An 18,935-nucleotide genomic window follows, 5' to 3' on the forward strand; every position below is an offset into this window, starting at 1 on the left:
GTTAGTTGTTAGTTTATACTAGTTGTTGGTAACTAGTCATTTACACAAAATTAATCTAAAAAAACTCAAACTTAGTCCAACCTTTCCGCACTATTTTGCTGGTTTAACCGTCTTGTAATCAATATTTAACGTTTTTTCTTTTTCTTTTAGCGATTGCCAACTGATTTCTCATTGTACATGATAATTTAATGTCAGCAAAAATTCAATACTTTAATTTATTATCAACTTTTTTATGTTATCATTGATTCTCACAAGATAAATTCCTGGTGTATATTGTAAATCAAGGGAAACACTTGATGGATTATCAAATTGAGTTACTTCTTTCAATTTTTTCCCTAGGGAATTATAAATTTCAATTTTTTGTAATCGATCATTATTTCCTGCATCAATTGTAACAACCGACTTAGATGGGTTAGGATACATGGCAAAATTTGACTTTCTTTCAAAATCATCAAGACTTAAAGTATTACTTTCTCTTACCAATAGAAACCCTCTTTGGATATCACTAATAACGATATTACCACTATCAAAATAAGGATATACATTCCAAGCGCCACTAAAAGAAGCACTATCACTTGATGGGAAAGTATCGAAAAATCCAACCTCAGAAATATTTTTATTAGCAATATCCGAAATATCAACTACTCGAAGCCCTGATCTATAATTCGCTAAGAAAAACAGATTTCCTTTTACATATCCATTATGATCGATAGCAGGTGTTGGACCATTATAATCCATATGAAAAGAGGGATTATCTAAATCTTCAAAATCAAAGATCACTGTTCTAGTATTAAAACCTACACTTGATTCATCCAGTTCGTCTCCTAAAAGAAAATAGCGTTGATCTTCTGTAAACCAACCTTGATGGGTATATCCTACATTAGAATAACTAATTGTAGAAATCGTAGTAGGATTGCTTTTATCAGTAATATCGGCAATTACAATTTCAATCTGATTACTTCCAATAAGAATTTCTCTTCCGGCATAATCGGTATCTGGTCCATTATAAGTAATTACTTGCGCGTCATGACTATAAGCATCACCTCCCGATGAGATAAAACCTCCTGCTGCTACAGGATTTTTAGGATCTCTAATATCAACAAAATGTGGACCTCCGCTAAAGGTAGAAGTCCCAACAGCATATGCAAACCCAGAATCTTCATTGATTACTATATTATGCGCATTACCAAAACCAGTATATCTTTCATCTGCAGTGAAGGATTGTGGAGGATTTGCTACATTTCTTAGTCGGGTAAGATCAAAAACTTGCATTCCATGACCGGAAGCTTCACTGACAATAAAAGCATGATTTTGATATACTTTTACATCTCTCCAAGAACTATTGGAAGTAGCTGTAGGAAGTTTTCCGAGATATATAGGACTTATGGGATCTGAGATATCAATAAAAGCAGTTCCGTTATTTAATCCTATAATGGCATATTCATTTCCTGTAGTAGGATCTGTCCACCCCCAACTATCATTTCCCGCACTTGCATTCATAGTAGCTAGAGAAACTTCTGACATAAGATCATAATTATTACATGGATAAGAGCCAGCCATTCCACTATTACATGTAGTTTGTGAATAAATTTGCAAAGACGAAAGTAGTAATGTTAAGTAAAGTAGTTTTTTCATTGTGTGAGTTTTAAGGGTATTTTGAGTTAGTTTTTAGTTTTCACTTTCTTTAACAAGTATAAATCCAGAATTAATATCACTAATGACAATATTTCCACTCTCGAAGTATGGATACACATTCCAAGCTCCATTAAAACCGGTATTATCATTTGATGGAAAAGTGTCTATAAAACCAATTTCGGTAATGGATTGTGATGCGATTGAAGAAATATCTATAATTCTTATACCTGCGGTATAGTTTGCTAAATAAAATTTATTTCCTTTTACATATCCATTATGATCAATAGCTGGAGTAGTCCCAGAATAATTCATATGGAATCTTGGGTTATCAAGGTCTTCAAAATCGAATACTACGGTTCTGGTATTAAAACCTACACTAGATTCATCCAATTCATCACCTAACAAGAAAAATCTTTGGTCTTCTGTAAACCAACCTTGGTGTGTATATCCTATATTATCGTAGTTAATAGTAGATATAGTTTGTGGATTATCTTTATCAGTAATATCTGCTATGACAATTTCGATTTGATTACTACCGATTAGAATTTCTCTTCCTGTATAATCCGTATCAGGTCCGCTATATGTGACTACTTGTGCATCATGACTATAGGCATCACCTCCTGTAGAAATAAAACCACCTGCTGACACCGGATTTGTAGGGTCTTGGATATTTACAAAGTGTGGACCTCCGCTAAATGTAGAAGTTCCTACGGCATATGCAAAACCAGATGTTTCATTTATGACAATGTTATGTGCATTTCCAAAACCAGTATAAGTCGCATTAGCAGTAAAGGTTTGTGGAGGATTGGTTACATTTCTAAGCGTCGTTAAATCAAAGACTTGCATTCCATGACCAGGAGCTTCACTAACTATAAAAGCATGATCTTGATATACTTTTGCATCACGCCATTGGCTACTTTGAGTAGCAGTAGGAAGTTTTCCTAAATAAACAGGACTTTCAGGATTAGAGATATCAATAAAAGCGGTGCCATTATCTAGGCACATAATCGCATATTCTCTACCAGTTGTAGCATCTGTCCATCCCCAGCTATCATTTCCCGCAGACGCGTTCATCTCAGATAACGATATAGCAGAAACAAAATCAATACCACAACTTTCATAGATGCCTCCATCACTTTCAACGGAACAACCAATAGGATCAATGGGAGTACTAGGATTACTATTATCATCATCATTACTGCAATTACACAGTACTAATAAGATCAAAACATATACTATTTTAGATAGAACTTTTCTCATATTAGGTTTGCTCATTATTACTTAATGAGGAAGCATATATAATATTATAACAAGTAACTCAATGAATACCCTAAAAAAACCTGTTAAACAGATAAATGCAATCCTTTTTTTAAAAAATATTGTTTCAAAAGGTAACAAAATTTTATCACTGTTGATATAAGGTTGTTAAACGAGAAAAAATTGAAAAAAATGGAAACGCGAATTTTGAAAAAAATAGTGATGTTATTTTTGTTGGTGTTAAGTATAGGGTGTTCTAAAGATGATGACGTACCAACAGTAGTGCCTGATGTTACTTCATTAGAAATACAAGGAGATTGGTTATGTGAATTGGGGCAGACTTGTGAAGATATATATCAATTTGAATTCAAGAAAGATTCTAAAATCTCTATAAGTGTTGAAAATATTACAGGACAATCGACGGTATCATTGGATTTATCTTTAAATTCTGGGCAATTTGCAGCACTTAATTTATTGAATGATGGCAACATAAGTTATTATGGGTGTGCCAATCAAAATGAGGAAATTTCAATAACTAACATTTCTATTACTGAAACAGGGGTTTACAATTTTTCTGTAGCTAGAGATTGGGGATTAAGTGCAGGAACAGAAGGAATGTATAGTATAAGTATTATATCCAATACTCCTTTTAAAGATAACTCTATGGTAATAGAGAATACTCAAGCTATTAATTATGAAAGGGAATGTTTGTAATTAAGAATTAATGAAATCCCGATTTTTCGGGATTTTTTTATGCTGTAACATTAGTTTGTTACCTACCTTTGCAAGTATGATTGAAGATAAAAATACACCAAGAACATCGCTTTCAGAACTAGGAGAGTTTGGATTAATAGATCATCTGACTAAGAATTTTGAAATTACCCAAAAATCTACGATTCGAGGAATTGGGGATGATGCAGCTGTACTTGATTTTAAGAATGAAAAATGCGTTTTAACAACTGATCTTTTAATAGAAGGAGTGCATTTTGACCTTTCGTATGTTCCTTTAAAACATCTAGGATATAAGGCGGTTATGGTAAATTTGTCAGATGTATATGCAATGAATGCTACTGCTACGCAGATTACAGTTTCTATAGCGGTCTCTAACAGGTTTCCTTTAGAAGCCTTAGAAGAATTATATGCCGGAATTCAAACTGCCGCAAAAATATATGGAATAGATGTTGTTGGAGGAGATACTACCTCATCCACCACAGGATTAATGATTAGTATAACAGCAATTGGTTATGCACAAGAAGATGATCTGGTATATCGGGATGGCGCTAAAGAAAATGACTTATTAGTGGTATCTGGAGATTTAGGCGCAGCTTATCTCGGTCTCCAAATCTTAGAAAGAGAAAAACAAGTATATAAAGCGAACCCGAATTCTCAACCAGATTTGGATCAATATTCGTATTTAATCGAAAGACAATTAAAACCAGAGGCAAGAAAAGATATTGTAGAACTTCTTAAAGCGTTAGAAGTTAAACCAACTAGTATGATTGATATAAGTGACGGTTTATCTTCTGAGGTAATTCACTTATGCACAAAATCGAAAGTTGGTGTACATCTTTATGAAGAAAAAATACCTTTAGATCCAGTAGTTATTTCTACCTGTGAAGAATTTAAAATAAATAGTACAACAGTTGCTTTGAGTGGCGGGGAAGATTATGAATTGCTGTTTACAATAAAACAAGATGATTTTCCAAAGATCAAGGCAAATCCTAATCTAACAGTTATTGGTCATATGACCGAAGAAAAAAGTGGGATGGGGCTAGTAACTAGAGCTAATGAAAAAATACAATTAACTGCACAAGGATGGAATCCAATAAAAGAATAATTTAAGAAGCTGACTGTAGGTTAATCTTATTCTTACTTTTTGCAATCTTTTTTTCATGCACTGTTGCTAAGGCATCATTTATTTCTTGAAGCTTAGGAGTCATTACTTCCAATCTACCTCTACTATTTATGGTGGCTTTTTGTCCACAATGAGTACAGGTATACTCTTTTATGTGATTTGTCACTTGCTTTGACATGACATAATTGTGTCCAAATAAAGAACAATAAATTTTTGATATGGAGAATGACGAATGGGGGGTATGTTTCTTCATTTTTGTGGGGTTAAAAGTTCATTATCAATACAATAATAACATTTTTTTAGTTATTAACAATATTTTGTAAGAAAAATTTTTGAAAAAATGTTGATTTTTAGCTAAAAAATGTATTTTATAGGAGTTTTAACCCATTAAAATGTTTTTTATCGATGAACAATTGTCGGAATATGGGGTTTTTGTAAGATGTTAAATTTTTATGTAAAAAGTGAAAATATGCTACTTTTTAGGTAAAAATTTCTCCAGAAATTCTAAGATGATTTCTTTGTTTTCTATGTAAGACATATGACCACCATCTAACGATAAAAAATCAGTATTACATATTTCTGATTCTTTTAAACTTTGCTCATATGATAAAACAGGATCTTTTTTACCGGCAATGATAGTCTTAGAACCACTAAAATTCTGTAACGTTTCGGTATGATCTTTTCTAATTTTCATTCCTTCTAATGCGGCAATAATTCCTTGTAGAGGCATAGCTGAAGCCTCATTTTTTATCTTTTCAATTTCAGATTTATATTGTTCACGGTTCTTTTCAGCAAAAAGATTTGCTATAGCCATGCTCGTATATGCATTTGGGTTTTTTTTCACGATGTCAATTGCTCTGCTACGATTTATCTTTCTTTCTTCACTATCAGGGAATGAAGTAGAATTAAGTAAAATTAACCCAGATACTTCTTCTGGAAATAGATCTAGATATGCTAATGAAACATAACCTCCCATTGAATGCCCTACAAATATGGGTTTAGTGTTTATTGAATTATCTAATACCGCCTTTACTACATAGGCCATATCTTCTATGGTATGGATATATCCAATGCAATCTGTTTTGCCATGACCTAATAAATCAATAGTAATACAAGTGTGATTTTGAGAAATACGAGTAACAATTTCGTCCCACATTTTTAAGTTTTCTAGAAACCCATGTAAAAAAACTAAAGGAGTACCTTTTCCTGTGATGTTATAATTAATTTCAATCCCTTTATATGCTAATGTCATTTGGAAATTTTATATTTCAACTTTTAATACTATTTGTTAAAGAGATATAAACCTAACCAAATGCGATTTAATAAAGAAACTTTTATCACTGGATTTGCCTTGTTTTCTATGTTTTTTGGAGCAGGTAATTTGATATTACCACCTAATCTTGGTTTTAAAGCTGGTGATATGTGGTTTTGGGTAACAATTGGGTTTATAATTTCAGCAGTATTACTCCCGTTGTTAGGTATTTTTGCACATGCAAGATTACAAGGTACAATGTTAGATTTCGGAAAAAAGGTTTCCCCTACTTTTAGTCTAATATATTGTTTAATTGTGTATGCTATTTCTATCTCATTACCATCACCAAGAACTGCTTCGGTTACTCATGAAATGGCAATTCAACCATTTTTTGGATCTAGTTCGTTGTTAACTAGTAGTATCTATTTTTGTATCGTTTTGTTTTTTGTATTGAATCGTTCGAAGATCTTAAATATACTAGGTAAGTTTTTAACTCCTATCATATTTATTGTAATCCTAAGTATCATATGTATCGGAATGTTTTCTGAACATGCACCTATGAATCCTTCAGATTTCGAAACTCCTATTATCGCTGGTTTGTTAGAAGGGTATCAAACTTTCGATGCGATCGGGGCAGTAGTAGTTGGTGGAGTAGTTATTATTTCGCTTCGATTGAAAGGGAGAAAAAGTTTTGAAGAAAACAGAAGATTGATCAGAGATGCTGGATTGATTGCCGGTATTGGTTTGTTTATCGTTTATGCAGGATTAATATTTAATGGTGCTCTTTTTAATGGAGATTTCGAAAAAGAGATAAGCCGAACAGAATTACTATCAGGGCTTAGTTTACGAACTTTAGGAAATATCGGTAGTACATTTTTAAGTGTATTGGTTTCTTTAGCCTGTTTTACAACAGCTGTTGGTATTGTTACAGGTACTGCGGATTTCATGAAAGGTCTTTTTAAAGATTCTCAATTGGTGTATATCATTACGGCAATTATTGGTTGTGTTTTAGGAGTAGTCATGGGACAACTAGATGTACATGATATTATTGTAGTCGCAATTCCAGCTTTAATGTTTATTTATCCAATAACTATTGTGCTCATATTACTAAATATTTTACCAGAAAGTTTTGCTCCTGCAACTGTATTTAGAGCGGTTGTTTTAGTCACTATTGTATTTAGTTTACCAGATTTTTTAGCTTCCATTGGATTTAAAGATCAAGTACAGTCCATTCTTGAGGTAATTCCACTTGGCAACTATAGTCTCGCTTGGTTATTACCAGCGTTATTTACATTTTTGATAAGTACAGTTTTTATCAAATTCCTTAAGCCTAAATAGAAAAGTATTGTTTTTTAGAACAAAAGGACCATAGAAGTTTCTTTTTTATTAAATTCGCACCCTTTAACATTTATTTAAGAAAGAATGTTAAGAATTGGGGATTTATAACATAAGGGAAAACAAAACTAATGAAAAAGCTAACTTTTATAGCAGCGATTACGTTGCTAATATCTTCTTGTACTAAAGATGATTATATTCCAATTACATCAAATCTAGATGCCGAATTATTAAGTGTTTTAGATGACGCTTCGAATGGGGAAGGAACGTCGTTTTTCATCTTACCAGAAAGTGATGATTACGCAAATATTCCGCAAGATCCTTTGAATCCAATTACTCCAGAAAAAGTTGCATTAGGAAAGCTATTACTTCATGAAACTGCTACAGGAGGTGTTCCTAAAATGGAAGAGATGAAAGGAACTTATTCCTGTGCTTCTTGTCATCAGGCAGCAGCTGGTTTTGGAGCAGGAATACGACAAGGAATTGGAGAATGTGGTATTGGTTTTGGAATTAGAGGAGAAGAAAGAATAGTGAATACTTCGGTTCCGGTTGACTCTATTGACGTACAGCCAATAAAATCACCTACCATTCTAAATGTGGCTTATCAGGATGTTATGCTTTGGAATGGTCAATTCGGAGGAACAGGAACAAATGCAGGAACAGAAGCTAGTTGGACCGAAATTCAGGAAAATTTCTTAGGTTTTCAAGGTATCGAAGTTCAAGCCATTAAAGGCCAAAAAGTACATCGATTACAAATAGATGATGAGTTTGTAAATACATTCGGTTATAAAGAATTGTTTGATGCTGCATTCCCYGACATTCCAGAAAGTGAAAGATATACAAAGAATAATGGAGCTCTAGCTATGGCCGCATATGAAAGAACTTTATTAGCAAATAGATCTCCTTGGCAAGATTGGTTAAAAGGAAATACCAATGCGCTAAATGAAGAAGAGAAAAAAGGAGCTATTGCGTTTTTTGGTAAAGGAAAGTGTTATGAATGTCATACGGGTCCTGCGTTGAATGACAAAGGATTTCATGCTTATGGAATGGGTGATTTTGAGAATACTAGTGATGCTTTATTGTTATTTAATGCCAATATGGACAAAGTAAAAAGAGGTAGAGGTGGTTTTACAAATAATTCGGATGATGATTTTAAATTTAAAACACCAACATTATATAACTTAGTTGATAACGGTTTTTATGGACATGGAGGGACTTTTACATCGATCAAAGAAGTGATTTCTTATAAGAACAATGGTATTCCTCAAAATACAGAAGTGCCTACAGAAAATTTAGCTTCGCAATTTGGAACTATTGATCTTACTGAAGAAGAAATAAATAATATGGCCGTATTTATTACCAACAGTTTAAGAGATCCAGAATTAAACAGGTATGTGCCAGAGACTATTATCTCAGGAAATTGTTTTCCAAATAATGATGATACATCTCGGGAAGATTTGGGGTGTGATTAATTCAATGTAGCGATCCACCAGGTATTGCCATAAGGATCTTTAAAGCCAGCGCCGCGAGCTCCGTAATCTTCTTCCATAGGTTGCATGAGCGAGGTGGCACCAGCATCAATGGCATTAAAGTAAGTCTGATCAGTGTCTTTTACATATACATACATGGATGTATTTTGTGCAGGATAAGTTTTAGAAGCTTCTGTAATCATAATGGTAGTGTCTCCTATCATTACTTCAGAGTGTTCGATTTTATAAGAAGCATCAACTTTGCGTATCATTTCTTGTGCGTTAAATATTTTTCTTATAAAATCAATAAAATCATCGGCATTCTCAACAACCAAATAAGGCATAGCTTGTTGATGACCTGCTGTAATTTTCATTCGTTGCATGGGTATTCTTTGATATTTTATATGCAACGATAAAAAGGATATAAATATTCTTTAAAATTTCAAAAGATGATCATAAAAAAACCTTGATGAACGATAATCATCAAGGTTTTTAAACTTTATAAGAGATATAGTCTATTATGTATTCATTAATTCCTCTATTTCATCAGCTTCAATCGGGATATTCGCCATTAGGTTAAAAGGTTCTCCTTTTTCCTGTACGACAACATCATCTTCTAATCGGATTCCGAAACCTTCTTCTGGGATATAAATACCTGGCTCTACTGTGAATACCATATTAGCTTGCATAGGTTCTGTTAGAATTCCATAATCATGCGTGTCTAAACCAATATGATGCGAAGTTCCATGCATAAAGTATTTCTTATATGCAGGCCAATCGGAATCTTCATTTTGAACATCTGCTTTATCAATAAGCCCAAGACCTAGTAACTCAGAAGTCATAATTTTTCCAACTTCTACATGATAATCTGCCCAAATTGTACCAGGTACTAACATTTTGGTTGCTTCATTTTTTACACGCAATACAGCATCATAAACAGCTCTTTGGCGATCTGTAAACTTACCGGAAACAGGAATAGTTCTGCTTAAGTCACTAGAATAATTTGCATATTCCGCGGCAATATCCATTAATATAAGATCTCCTGTTTTACATTGCTGATTATTTTCTATATAGTGCAGTACGTTTGCATTGTTTCCACTAGCAATAATAGGTGTATAAGCAAAACCTTTAGACCTGTGATTAATGAATTCGTGCAAAAGCTCTGCTTCGATGTTATATTCCCAAACCCCAGGTTTTACAAAACCCAGTAATCTTCTGAACCCTTTTTCGGTAATATTACAAGCGGTTTGCATAAGATCAATTTCTATAGGATCTTTTACAGAACGCAATCTTTGCAAAATTGGATTACTCTTTGCTACAGAATGAGCAGGGTATTTTGCTTTCCACCATTTGGTAAAACGATCTTCTCTGGTTTCGGTTTCCACATTAGCCCGGTAATGCTCATTAGTGTTTACATAAACCGTGTCACATTGTGTCATAATTTCAAAGAAGATTTTCTCTAAGTCTTGTAACCAATACACCGTTTTGATTCCAGAGGTTTCAAAAGCTTTTTCTTTGGTAAGCTTTTCACCTTCCCAAATAGCAATAAGTTCGCTAGTTTCCTTTAAAAATAGCATTTCACGATGCTTTTTATGTGGAGCATCAGGAAACAATACTAATATACTTTCTTCTTGATCTACACCACTTAGATAAAAAATATCTCTATGTTGTTCGAAAGGCATTGTACTATCAGCACTAATAGGATATATATCGTTACTATTAAAAACCGCAATACTATTTGGTTTCATCTGTGAAACAAAGTTCTTTCTGTTCTTTATAAATAGGTTTTTATCTATTTGATGATATTTCATTTGATGTAAGGTGTTTAATGTGTATTATGTGAATTCAAAAATACTAAAGCCAAAAGGATGTATTGTTAAACAATATCTAAAAATTTTGACACTATTTTAGCATTCTATACTTTCAGCCAACTAAATTTAGATCACCATGAAAACACACATCTCAACTATCTTATTACTGTTTTTCGCAAGTATTTCTTCATTCTCACAACAAAAAGCGACAAATGCTCAAGAGATACAAAAAGCATTACTACAAAAAGCACAATTAGAAAAATCATCGCTTGTAAAAAATGTTTCATTCGAAAATATAGGTCCTTCAGTAATGAGTGGACGTGTTGTTGATGTTGATGTAAATCCTGAAAACACATCAGAGTTTTATGTAGGCTATGCCTCTGGAGGATTGTGGTATACAAAAAACAACGGTACAACTTTCGAACCGGTTTTGGATCATGCAGAAACGATTAACGTGGGTGATATTGCCGTAGATTGGAAAAAAGGAACAATCTGGGTTGGTACTGGAGAAAACAATTCTTCAAGATCTTCTTATGCTGGAGTTGGAATTCTAAAATCGGATGATAAGGGTAAGTCCTGGAAAAATGTTGGATTAATTGATTCCCATCATATAGGGAGAATTATTATCAACCCTTCTAATTCTGATGAAGTAGTTATTGGAGTAACAGGTCATCTATATTCTACAAATGACGAAAGAGGAGTGTATAAAACAAATGATGGAGGTGCCACTTGGAAAAAAACCTTGTTTGTTAATAATGAAACTGGAATCATTGATGTAGCCTATGCTCCTGGTAATTTTAATATTATGTATGCCGCTGCTTGGGATAAAGATCGCAAGGCTTGGAATTTTGAAGGATCAGGTACAGGATCTGGAGTTTATAAAAGTACAGATGCAGGAAATACTTGGAATAAAATATCACTAGAAGGATCTGGTTTCCCCACCGGAGAAGGAGTAGGTAGAATAGGGTTAGCAGTTTTTGATGAAAACACCGTATATGCTGTACATGATAGTCAATTTAGAAGAGATAAAGGTAAAAAGAAAGAAAAAGGTACGGGTCTTACGAAGGACGATTTTAAAACAATGTCTGTAGATACCTTTTTGAATCTAGAGGACAAAAAACTGAATCGTTATTTAAAAACTAATGGATTTCAGGAAAAGTACAGAGCAGAAAACGTAAAGCAAATGGTTCGTAGTGGTTCTGTAAAACCTATTGATCTTGCTAAATATTTAGAAAATGCGAACTCAGCACTTTTCGATACACCAGTGATAGGTGCAGAAGTGTATCGAACTAATGATGGAGGAAAAAGTTGGAAAAAAACTCACAAAGAGTATTTAGATGATATCTTTTATAGTTACGGATATTATTTTGCTCAGATACAGGTGAATCCAGCAAACAAAGATCATATCTACATATCGGGTGTTCCTATTTTAAAATCAAAAGATGGAGGAGCAACATTTAAAAGTATCAGTGCACAAAATGTACATGCTGATCATCATGCACTTTGGATAAATCCTAAAAATCCAAATCATTTAGTAAACGGTAATGATGGAGGTGTTAATATTAGTTATGATGATGGAGAAAATTGGATCAAAGCGAATCAACCAAGTGTGGGGCAATTTTATGCCATTAATATAGATCACGAAAAACCATATAATGTATATGGAGGATTACAAGATAATGGTGTTTGGGTTGGATCTGTAAACGCAAAAGAAAATGAAGCTTGGCATCAGAGTGGTCATTATCCTTGGAAAAGTATTATGGGCGGTGATGGTATGCAAGTACAGATTGATAATAGAAATAGTGACATTGTATATACCGGTTTTCAATTTGGAAATTATTTCCGATTAGATCGCTCGTCAAACAAACAAACGTATATTCAGCCAAAACATGAATTAGGAGAATCTCCTTATCGATTCAACTGGCAAACACCAATTTTGTTATCTCCACATAATCAGGATATTTTGTATTTAGGAGGAAATAAACTGATGAGATCGATGAATCAAGGAGATGTTTGGACAGCAATTTCTGGAGACCTTACCAATGGAGGTAAAAAAGGAAATGTAGCGTATGGAACACTAACCTCTATTTCTGAATCTGTATTGCAGTTTGGATTATTATATACAGGAAGTGATGATGGATTGGTATATGTTTCTAAAAATGGAGGAGGAAACTGGACCAAAATATCTAACACTTTACCACAAGATCTTTGGGTATCTAGAGTAATTGCCTCTACTCATAAGAAGGAACGTGTGTATGTGAGTTTAAACGGTTATCGATGGGATGATTTTACAGCGTATGTGTATATGAGTGATAACTATGGACAAACATGGACTAATATAGGGAAAGAACTGCCCATCTCCGCAATTAATGTAATTAAGGAAGATCCTAAGAATGAAAATATTTTATACATCGGTTCTGATAATGGTGCATATGTTTCTTTAGATAGAGGAAAAACTTGGAACGCTTTTTCTAAAGGAATCCCTAATGTAGCTGTGCATGATATTGTGATACAACCGGAAGCAAATGACCTTTTATTAGGAACACACGGAAGAAGTATTTACAAAACCAACGTTGAACCTTTACAAAATCTAAATGCAAAAGTATTAGCTTCAGAATTAAATGTGTCTCCAATGAGTCCGATAAAAGCTTCACCAAGATGGGGAAGTTCTTGGAGTAAATGGTTAGAAGCTTTTGAGCCTTCAACAATCATCAAATATTATACAAATAGTGCAGAATCAGTTAGTATTAAGATTACAACACCAAATGGTGCAATACTTCGAGAGTTTTATTCGGATTCTGATAAAGGACTTAACTATGCTTCTTATGACCTTACAATTTCTGAAAAAGGAAGAAAAGCGTTGCTAAAAGAGTTTCCTGATGAAGACGTTTCTAAAAAGAAAAACGGTAAGTATTACCTTCCTGTTGGAAAGTATGAAGTGGTTGTAAGTAAAGGAAAACAAGTGGAGAAGGTTCCATTTGAAGTAAAATAACCAATAGATAAACTTGCATTTATTAGCTATACGATTTATATTCACATATACATAAAGGTGATTAGTTTCTGTTACCTTCTATAAAAGTTTATTAACCAACGTAATGAATGCAGGTTTATATTATGCGACAATTATTTTTGTATGCTTGGCAACTGTTGTCATAGCATTGTGGTGGCTTTATGGGTATCGAAAAAGTAAAAAAGCGAATTCTCTCTTAAATCCTAATAACCTGAATGAAGAGTCCAGTGTGAAAAATTCTGAAGAATCTGAAGCAGTTCAAAAGGCGATTCAGAATTTTAGAATGTCTGGATTAAATCATATTTTTTCTGAAGAAGAGTTAGAATTAATTCACTACGACAAGCCCTCACAAATAACAGGAATACTAAGCTATTTTTCTACTTCTTTGTTTGATAAAAACAATCTTGATGATGTTCTTTGGGACATTGTAGAGAATTGTATTTCTCATCTTCATTTAGAAGACTGTGTGATCTATATACTTGATAATTCAAAAAAAGTATTAATACAAAAGGCCGCATTTGGAAATAAGGACAAAGGAGAGCGAACAATATTGAGTCCTATCGAAATTTCATTAGGTCAGGGAATTGTTGGACAAGTTGGGCAATCCGGAGAATATGAGTGCATTTATAATGTGAATTATGATGATAGATATGTAGTGGATGATATTAGCCGTAATTCAGAACTAGCAGTACCAATAATTATTGATGATAAGGTGGTAGGAGTTTTAGATTCTGAACATTCGCAGGAAGGATTTTTTAATGAACACCACATTTTACTTTTTCAACTAATAGCTAAGCTAACAGCTAAAAAACTTTCTCAGATTGATTTAAAAAACACTTCAAATATTACAAATGATGATGTGTATTTTAAAGAGCTTCATTTTTTAATGAAGGAAGCCAAAATTTATAGAGATTCGAGTTTGGGATTAGAAAGTATATCCAAAATGCTAAAAGTTAGTAGCAAATATTTATCTCAGATGATAACTAAATTAAATGGCTCTAATTTTGCAGATTACGTAAATAAATTTCGAGTAGAAGATGCGAAGTCCAAACTCAAAAACCCTAAATTCTCTAGCTATACCGTACTTGCTATTGGTTTGGATTCTGGATTTAATTCTAAATCAACATTTTATACAGCCTTTAAAAAATATACTGGTATTTCCCCAAAAGAGTATAGATCCACAACATTTGAGACTCAATAATTTTGTAAAAATTTGTTCTTTTACAATAGGAAATGAATAATTGAAGATCTCCAGTAAATTATTTTTCAGATAAAGAAACAAATGAAGTGCATCTATAAATTCATATTATTTCGTGCTTGTTTGCTAATTTTTAGTACAACTGCTTTTTCGCAAGTTGAGGTTACCTATAATGTTAAATCTTACACTGTTTTTGATGGGTTGTCCAATAATTGGGTTTCCGATATTTATCAAGATAAAGATGGTTTTATGTGGTTCGCTACTCAATACGGATTAAATCGTTTTGATGGAAAAAGATTTAAAGCCTTTACTTATGTTCCTGGAGATTCGACGGCATTAAGAGCTAATTGGATTCGTTGTATTAGGCAAATAAAAGGAGATCATAAATTGTATTTAGGATCACTTGGCGGAGGAATTAATATTTTAGATCCTTATCAAGAAAAATTTACACCTCTTTTTCCTGAATCGGATACACATACTTATACCATTTCTCATATTAACAATTTGGTAGTTGATCCGAAAGAAAATATATGGATCTCTTCTACTGCTGGTACGTTTCGATATAACGCTAAGGAGGGTATTGTTAAAAGAATTTATGATAGAGGTACCTCTAATATTAGCATTTCTGAAAATGGATCACAATATATGCTTACTCAAATATCCAAAGAAGTATTTGGTGTACATGGTGATACAGCACTAAAACAGAATTTACCAGATGATGCGTATAAAAACATATATACGATCTCTAAAGATAGTCTACTATTATACACCAAAAAAGATCTATTAATTGCATATCGATCCAATAAACTTTGGAAAATAAAAAAATTAGGGTTCGAATCTGAATATGCAACAAGTGTTAGAGAACGCCCATTTATCTTTAAGGATAATAATGGATACATATGGGTAAACGGAGGCGATAAAATTTATAAGTTTTCTCCTGATTTTAATCATAGCGTAGTGATGCCTTTGCAAGAGTTACTAAATTTTAGATCTTCTAAAAAGGTTAAAGCGAATTGTATGTTCCAAGACAAAGAAGATAACTTTTGGATCGGAACAAACTTGGGAGTATTTCAATTAATACCTCATAAACCACTTAGACATCCTTTTTTAGGGGCTTTAGGCAAAGTAAGAAAAGTAGTAGAATGTGGTGATAAAATTTGGTTTGCACTTCAGGATGGTATTTACTCTTGGGATAAAGATCCTATCAATTCTCCTAAAAAAGTAACAGGAAGCACAGTAAATACCATGATATGTGCTAGCGATGAATTTTTATATGCTTTAGGAAGAGACGATAAAGATCAAACAGCTTTATTAAAAATCAATTCTAATGATCAAAAAATAACACCAATTTATTTTCCAGAGTTAGAGTTTCCTATTAGTGTTAGTTGGAAGATTACCGAAGATAAAAGTAGAAGATTATGGATTGGACAATGGGACAATATTATCGTGTATGACCTGAAGAGTGAAGATTATTTTGGAATTCCTGTTTTTAAAGAAAATACAGGCATCATAGAATTGTATAATGATAATCAAGATAATATTTGGTTAGGAAGTATAGGAAAAGGTGTATTGAAATTTTCGAAAGCAAGTTCAATTACAGAGGATAGTAAATATCAATTTGAACAGTATTTATATGATGTTACCAATCCCCAAAGTATTAGCTCCAATCTAATTCAGTCGATTCATCAAGATCAAAGAGGTTTGCTTTGGATTGGAACTGATGGAGGCCTTAATCGTTTTAACTCAAAAACGAAAGAGTTTGAAAGGTTTTTGAGAAGTGATAAAATGCCTAACGACAAAATTTTGAACATAATAAGTGATGATAACGGTATTATTTGGTTGAGTACCGTTAGTCACGGAATCACATCCTATGATCCTGATAAAGGTGTATATAAGACATATAGTATACAAGATGGGTTGTATGATAACTCTATGGTTCTTAGTTCTGTTTACCAAGACAAAGAGGGTTATATTTGGATGGGTAGCGAAAGAGGAATTCAATATTTTGACCCAAATAAGTTGACTTTTTCGGTTGGCGAAAAACCTAATTTGGCTTGGATATCATTTACAAAATTTAGATCAGATACAACAATAGTATCCAAGTTTCCAGAAAAAAGTGGATTAAAACAAAACCAAATTAAGATATATCCAAAAGATCAGAGTATCAGTTTTGATTTTCAGGCATTAACCTTTGAGAGATCGCAAAATATAAGATATCAATTTTGGCTACAGGGCTTTCACAAAGAGTGGCTCCCGATTCAATCAGATGGAATAATTACACTGTCCTATTTACCAAAAGGGAAATACAAACTCCAAATCAAAGCATTTGACATAGATAATTCCTGGGAAATAAATGATGAGGTTGATTTAGTAGTCCTTCCGCCTTGGTATAAAACCAATTTAGCATATTTGCTATATGGCAGCTTACTTTTTTTGATAGCTTTTGCCTTTTATAAAATACGGTTAAGAAGAAAAATTGCTGAAACAGAAAAAGAATTCGTAAAAGATTTATCTCAATCCAAAACTCGATGGTTTAATCAAATTGCTCACGAATTCAGAACACCATTAACAGTAATCTTAGGAGCAACAGATCAAATTAGAGATAAGCTAGGGAATACTTCAGAAGATAAAACAGATAAACATCTGTCTCAAATAGAAAATCAAACCAATCATTTATCCAATCAGGTTCAAAAGATTTTGGAAATAGCACAAATGAAGGATAATCAATTAGAAATTCATTTGAGTAATGGAGACTTTATAGCTTTTCAAAAATATCTTTTTAACTCTTTTACATCATTAGCTCAGAGAAAAGATGTTACATTAGAATTTATAAGCTCCGAAAAGTCAATGTATGCATCATTTGATGAAGACAAATGGAGGAAGATTAGTACCAATCTGATATCAAATGCTATTAAATATAATCGAGAACGAGGAACTGTTTCGTTACGCTTGGATATAGACAGAGAGCATAAAAAAATAACACTAGAGATAAAAGATACTGGAGTAGGAATTAGCAAGCAATTTCTTTCTAAACTCTTTGATCCTTTTTCAAAAGAAAACCCCGAAGCTCCTCAAGGGGTTGGATTAGGACTTACCTTAACAAAAGAACTAATTCATTTATTAGGAGGGACAATTAAAGTAGATAGCAAAAAAGCAAAAGGAACATCATTTACAATAATAGCTCCTTTAGATATTTTATCGACAGATGATGATAGTATAAAGCAAACGAATGAATTTATTAGTGATCCAGATAAAGCTCTTGTGCTTATTGCAGAAGACTCTAAAGAAGTTAGAGAATATATTCACTTTTGTTTATCCACAGATTTCACCATCATTGAAGCAGAAAATGGCCGAATTGCCTGGGAGTTATGCAAAAAACATATTCCTGATCTAGTGATATCAGACGTAATGATGCCTGAGTGGGATGGAATTAGATTAGGTAGCGAAATAAGAAACAATCTAGTAACGAATCATATTCCTTTTATTTTATTAACAGCAAAATCAGGACAATCTAATCAATTAGAAGGATTAAAAATAGGAGCAGATGCATACGTAACCAAACCTTTTGATAGAAATGAATTGTTAATCAGAGTTGATAACCTAATCAATACGCGAAAAAAATTACAAGAAAAATACCAAAGAGGTGATATAACAGTTACTCCAGAAAACAAAACGATTGATCATTTTATGAAAGAGGTCATACAAATTATTCAACAAGAGTTGGACAATGATAATTTTGGAGTACCACAATTAGCCGAAAAATTACATATCAGTCGAGTTCATTTATTCAGAAAAATTAAAAATCTAACAGGATTACCACCCACTAAATTCATTAGAAAAATTCGTTTACAAAAAGCACATGAATTTGTATTGCAAAATGACTTATCTATATCCGAAATTGCCTATCAAACAGGTTTTAAAGACCCTGCTTATTTTACCAGAGTATATGTAGAAGAGTTTGGTAAGCCACCTTCAGAGTTCAGAAATAGATAGCTAAAACCCCTTTGTTTAAAGGTTTTTTCACTATATGTAACCATAGTACCAGTCTTTGTAACCACAGTGCAATACAACTTCTAGATTCCGTTTTACCTTGCTGGTATAATTAAAGCAACA

Annotated in this window: 13 protein-coding genes; 7 read left to right on the forward strand and 6 right to left on the reverse strand. The window is 32.9% G+C overall.

Going from position 1 to position 18,935, the window contains the following annotated elements; all coding sequences use genetic code 11:
* Positions 1-210 precede the first annotated feature (210 nt).
* Together GBO31_RS25690 and GBO31_RS25695 are read right to left on the reverse strand one after the other, a co-directional pair.
* Positions 211-1,635, reverse strand: a complete 1,425-nt coding sequence (locus tag GBO31_RS25690) for a choice-of-anchor B family protein (RefSeq protein ID WP_219011500.1) — start codon at positions 1,633-1,635, stop codon at positions 211-213.
* A gap of 33 nt (positions 1,636-1,668) precedes the next feature.
* The gene (locus GBO31_RS25695; RefSeq protein WP_246615994.1) at positions 1,669-2,895 is read right to left on the reverse strand and encodes a choice-of-anchor B family protein; all 1,227 of its coding nucleotides are present in this window, start codon (positions 2,893-2,895) and stop codon (positions 1,669-1,671) included.
* 189 nt (positions 2,896-3,084) lie between these two features.
* Here GBO31_RS25695 and GBO31_RS25700 point away from each other — a divergent pair, with 189 nt between their 5' ends.
* A complete protein-coding gene (locus tag GBO31_RS25700) occupies positions 3,085-3,606 on the forward strand; it encodes a PPC domain-containing protein (RefSeq protein ID WP_219011502.1) in 522 nt (173 codons plus the stop codon).
* Between the two features lie 76 nt (positions 3,607-3,682).
* Positions 3,683-4,729, forward strand: coding sequence for a thiamine-phosphate kinase (gene thiL / locus GBO31_RS25705; RefSeq protein WP_219011503.1), 1,047 nt, complete (start codon positions 3,683-3,685; stop codon positions 4,727-4,729).
* Position 4,730: 1 nt separating this feature from the next.
* On the opposite strand, the gene GBO31_RS25710 is transcribed toward thiL, so the two are convergent.
* Positions 4,731-5,000: a hypothetical protein gene (locus GBO31_RS25710; RefSeq protein WP_219011504.1), complete on the reverse strand. Its 270-nt coding sequence runs from the start codon at positions 4,998-5,000 to the stop codon at positions 4,731-4,733.
* A 219-nt stretch (positions 5,001-5,219) separates the two neighbouring features.
* Positions 5,220-5,999 (reverse strand): alpha/beta fold hydrolase, encoded by a 780-nt coding sequence (locus GBO31_RS25715; protein ID WP_219011505.1) that lies wholly within the window; start codon positions 5,997-5,999, stop codon positions 5,220-5,222.
* 60 nt (positions 6,000-6,059) lie between these two features.
* Here GBO31_RS25715 and brnQ point away from each other — a divergent pair, with 60 nt between their 5' ends.
* Complete coding sequence (gene brnQ / locus GBO31_RS25720) at positions 6,060-7,337, forward strand: branched-chain amino acid transport system II carrier protein (RefSeq protein WP_219011506.1); 1,278 nt, start codon at positions 6,060-6,062, stop codon at positions 7,335-7,337.
* A 128-nt stretch (positions 7,338-7,465) separates the two neighbouring features.
* Positions 7,466-8,806 carry a cytochrome-c peroxidase gene (locus tag GBO31_RS25725; protein WP_219011507.1) on the forward strand — a complete coding sequence of 447 codons (1,341 nt, stop codon included), beginning with the start codon at positions 7,466-7,468 and terminating at the stop codon, positions 8,804-8,806.
* Here the strand turns inward: GBO31_RS25725 and GBO31_RS25730 are convergent.
* Positions 8,803-9,177 carry a VOC family protein gene (locus tag GBO31_RS25730; RefSeq protein ID WP_219011508.1) on the reverse strand — a complete coding sequence of 125 codons (375 nt, stop codon included), beginning with the start codon at positions 9,175-9,177 and terminating at the stop codon, positions 8,803-8,805. The two genes, GBO31_RS25725 and GBO31_RS25730, sit on opposite strands and share 4 nt — an antisense overlap.
* Before the next feature lie 144 nt (positions 9,178-9,321).
* On the reverse strand, positions 9,322-10,614 hold the full coding sequence (locus tag GBO31_RS25735; RefSeq protein WP_219011509.1) for an aminopeptidase P family protein: 1,293 nt from the start codon (positions 10,612-10,614) through the stop codon (positions 9,322-9,324).
* Between the two features lie 136 nt (positions 10,615-10,750).
* Between GBO31_RS25735 and GBO31_RS25740 the strand changes: the two genes are divergently transcribed.
* The 3 genes from GBO31_RS25740 (at position 10,751) to GBO31_RS25750 (ending at position 18,815) form a co-directional block, all read left to right on the forward strand.
* A complete protein-coding gene (locus GBO31_RS25740) occupies positions 10,751-13,606 on the forward strand; it encodes a VPS10 domain-containing protein (protein WP_219011510.1) in 2,856 nt (951 codons plus the stop codon).
* Between the two features lie 103 nt (positions 13,607-13,709).
* The gene (locus tag GBO31_RS25745; RefSeq protein ID WP_219011511.1) at positions 13,710-14,825 is read left to right on the forward strand and encodes a helix-turn-helix domain-containing protein; all 1,116 of its coding nucleotides are present in this window, start codon (positions 13,710-13,712) and stop codon (positions 14,823-14,825) included.
* 81 nt (positions 14,826-14,906) lie between these two features.
* Entirely contained in the window at positions 14,907-18,815 is a 3,909-nt protein-coding gene (locus GBO31_RS25750) for a hybrid sensor histidine kinase/response regulator transcription factor (protein WP_219011512.1), read from the forward strand.
* Positions 18,816-18,935 lie beyond the last annotated feature (120 nt).

Source organism: Aquimarina litoralis, assembly GCF_019295435.1.
GTDB lineage: Bacteria > Bacteroidota > Bacteroidia > Flavobacteriales > Flavobacteriaceae > Aquimarina > Aquimarina litoralis_A.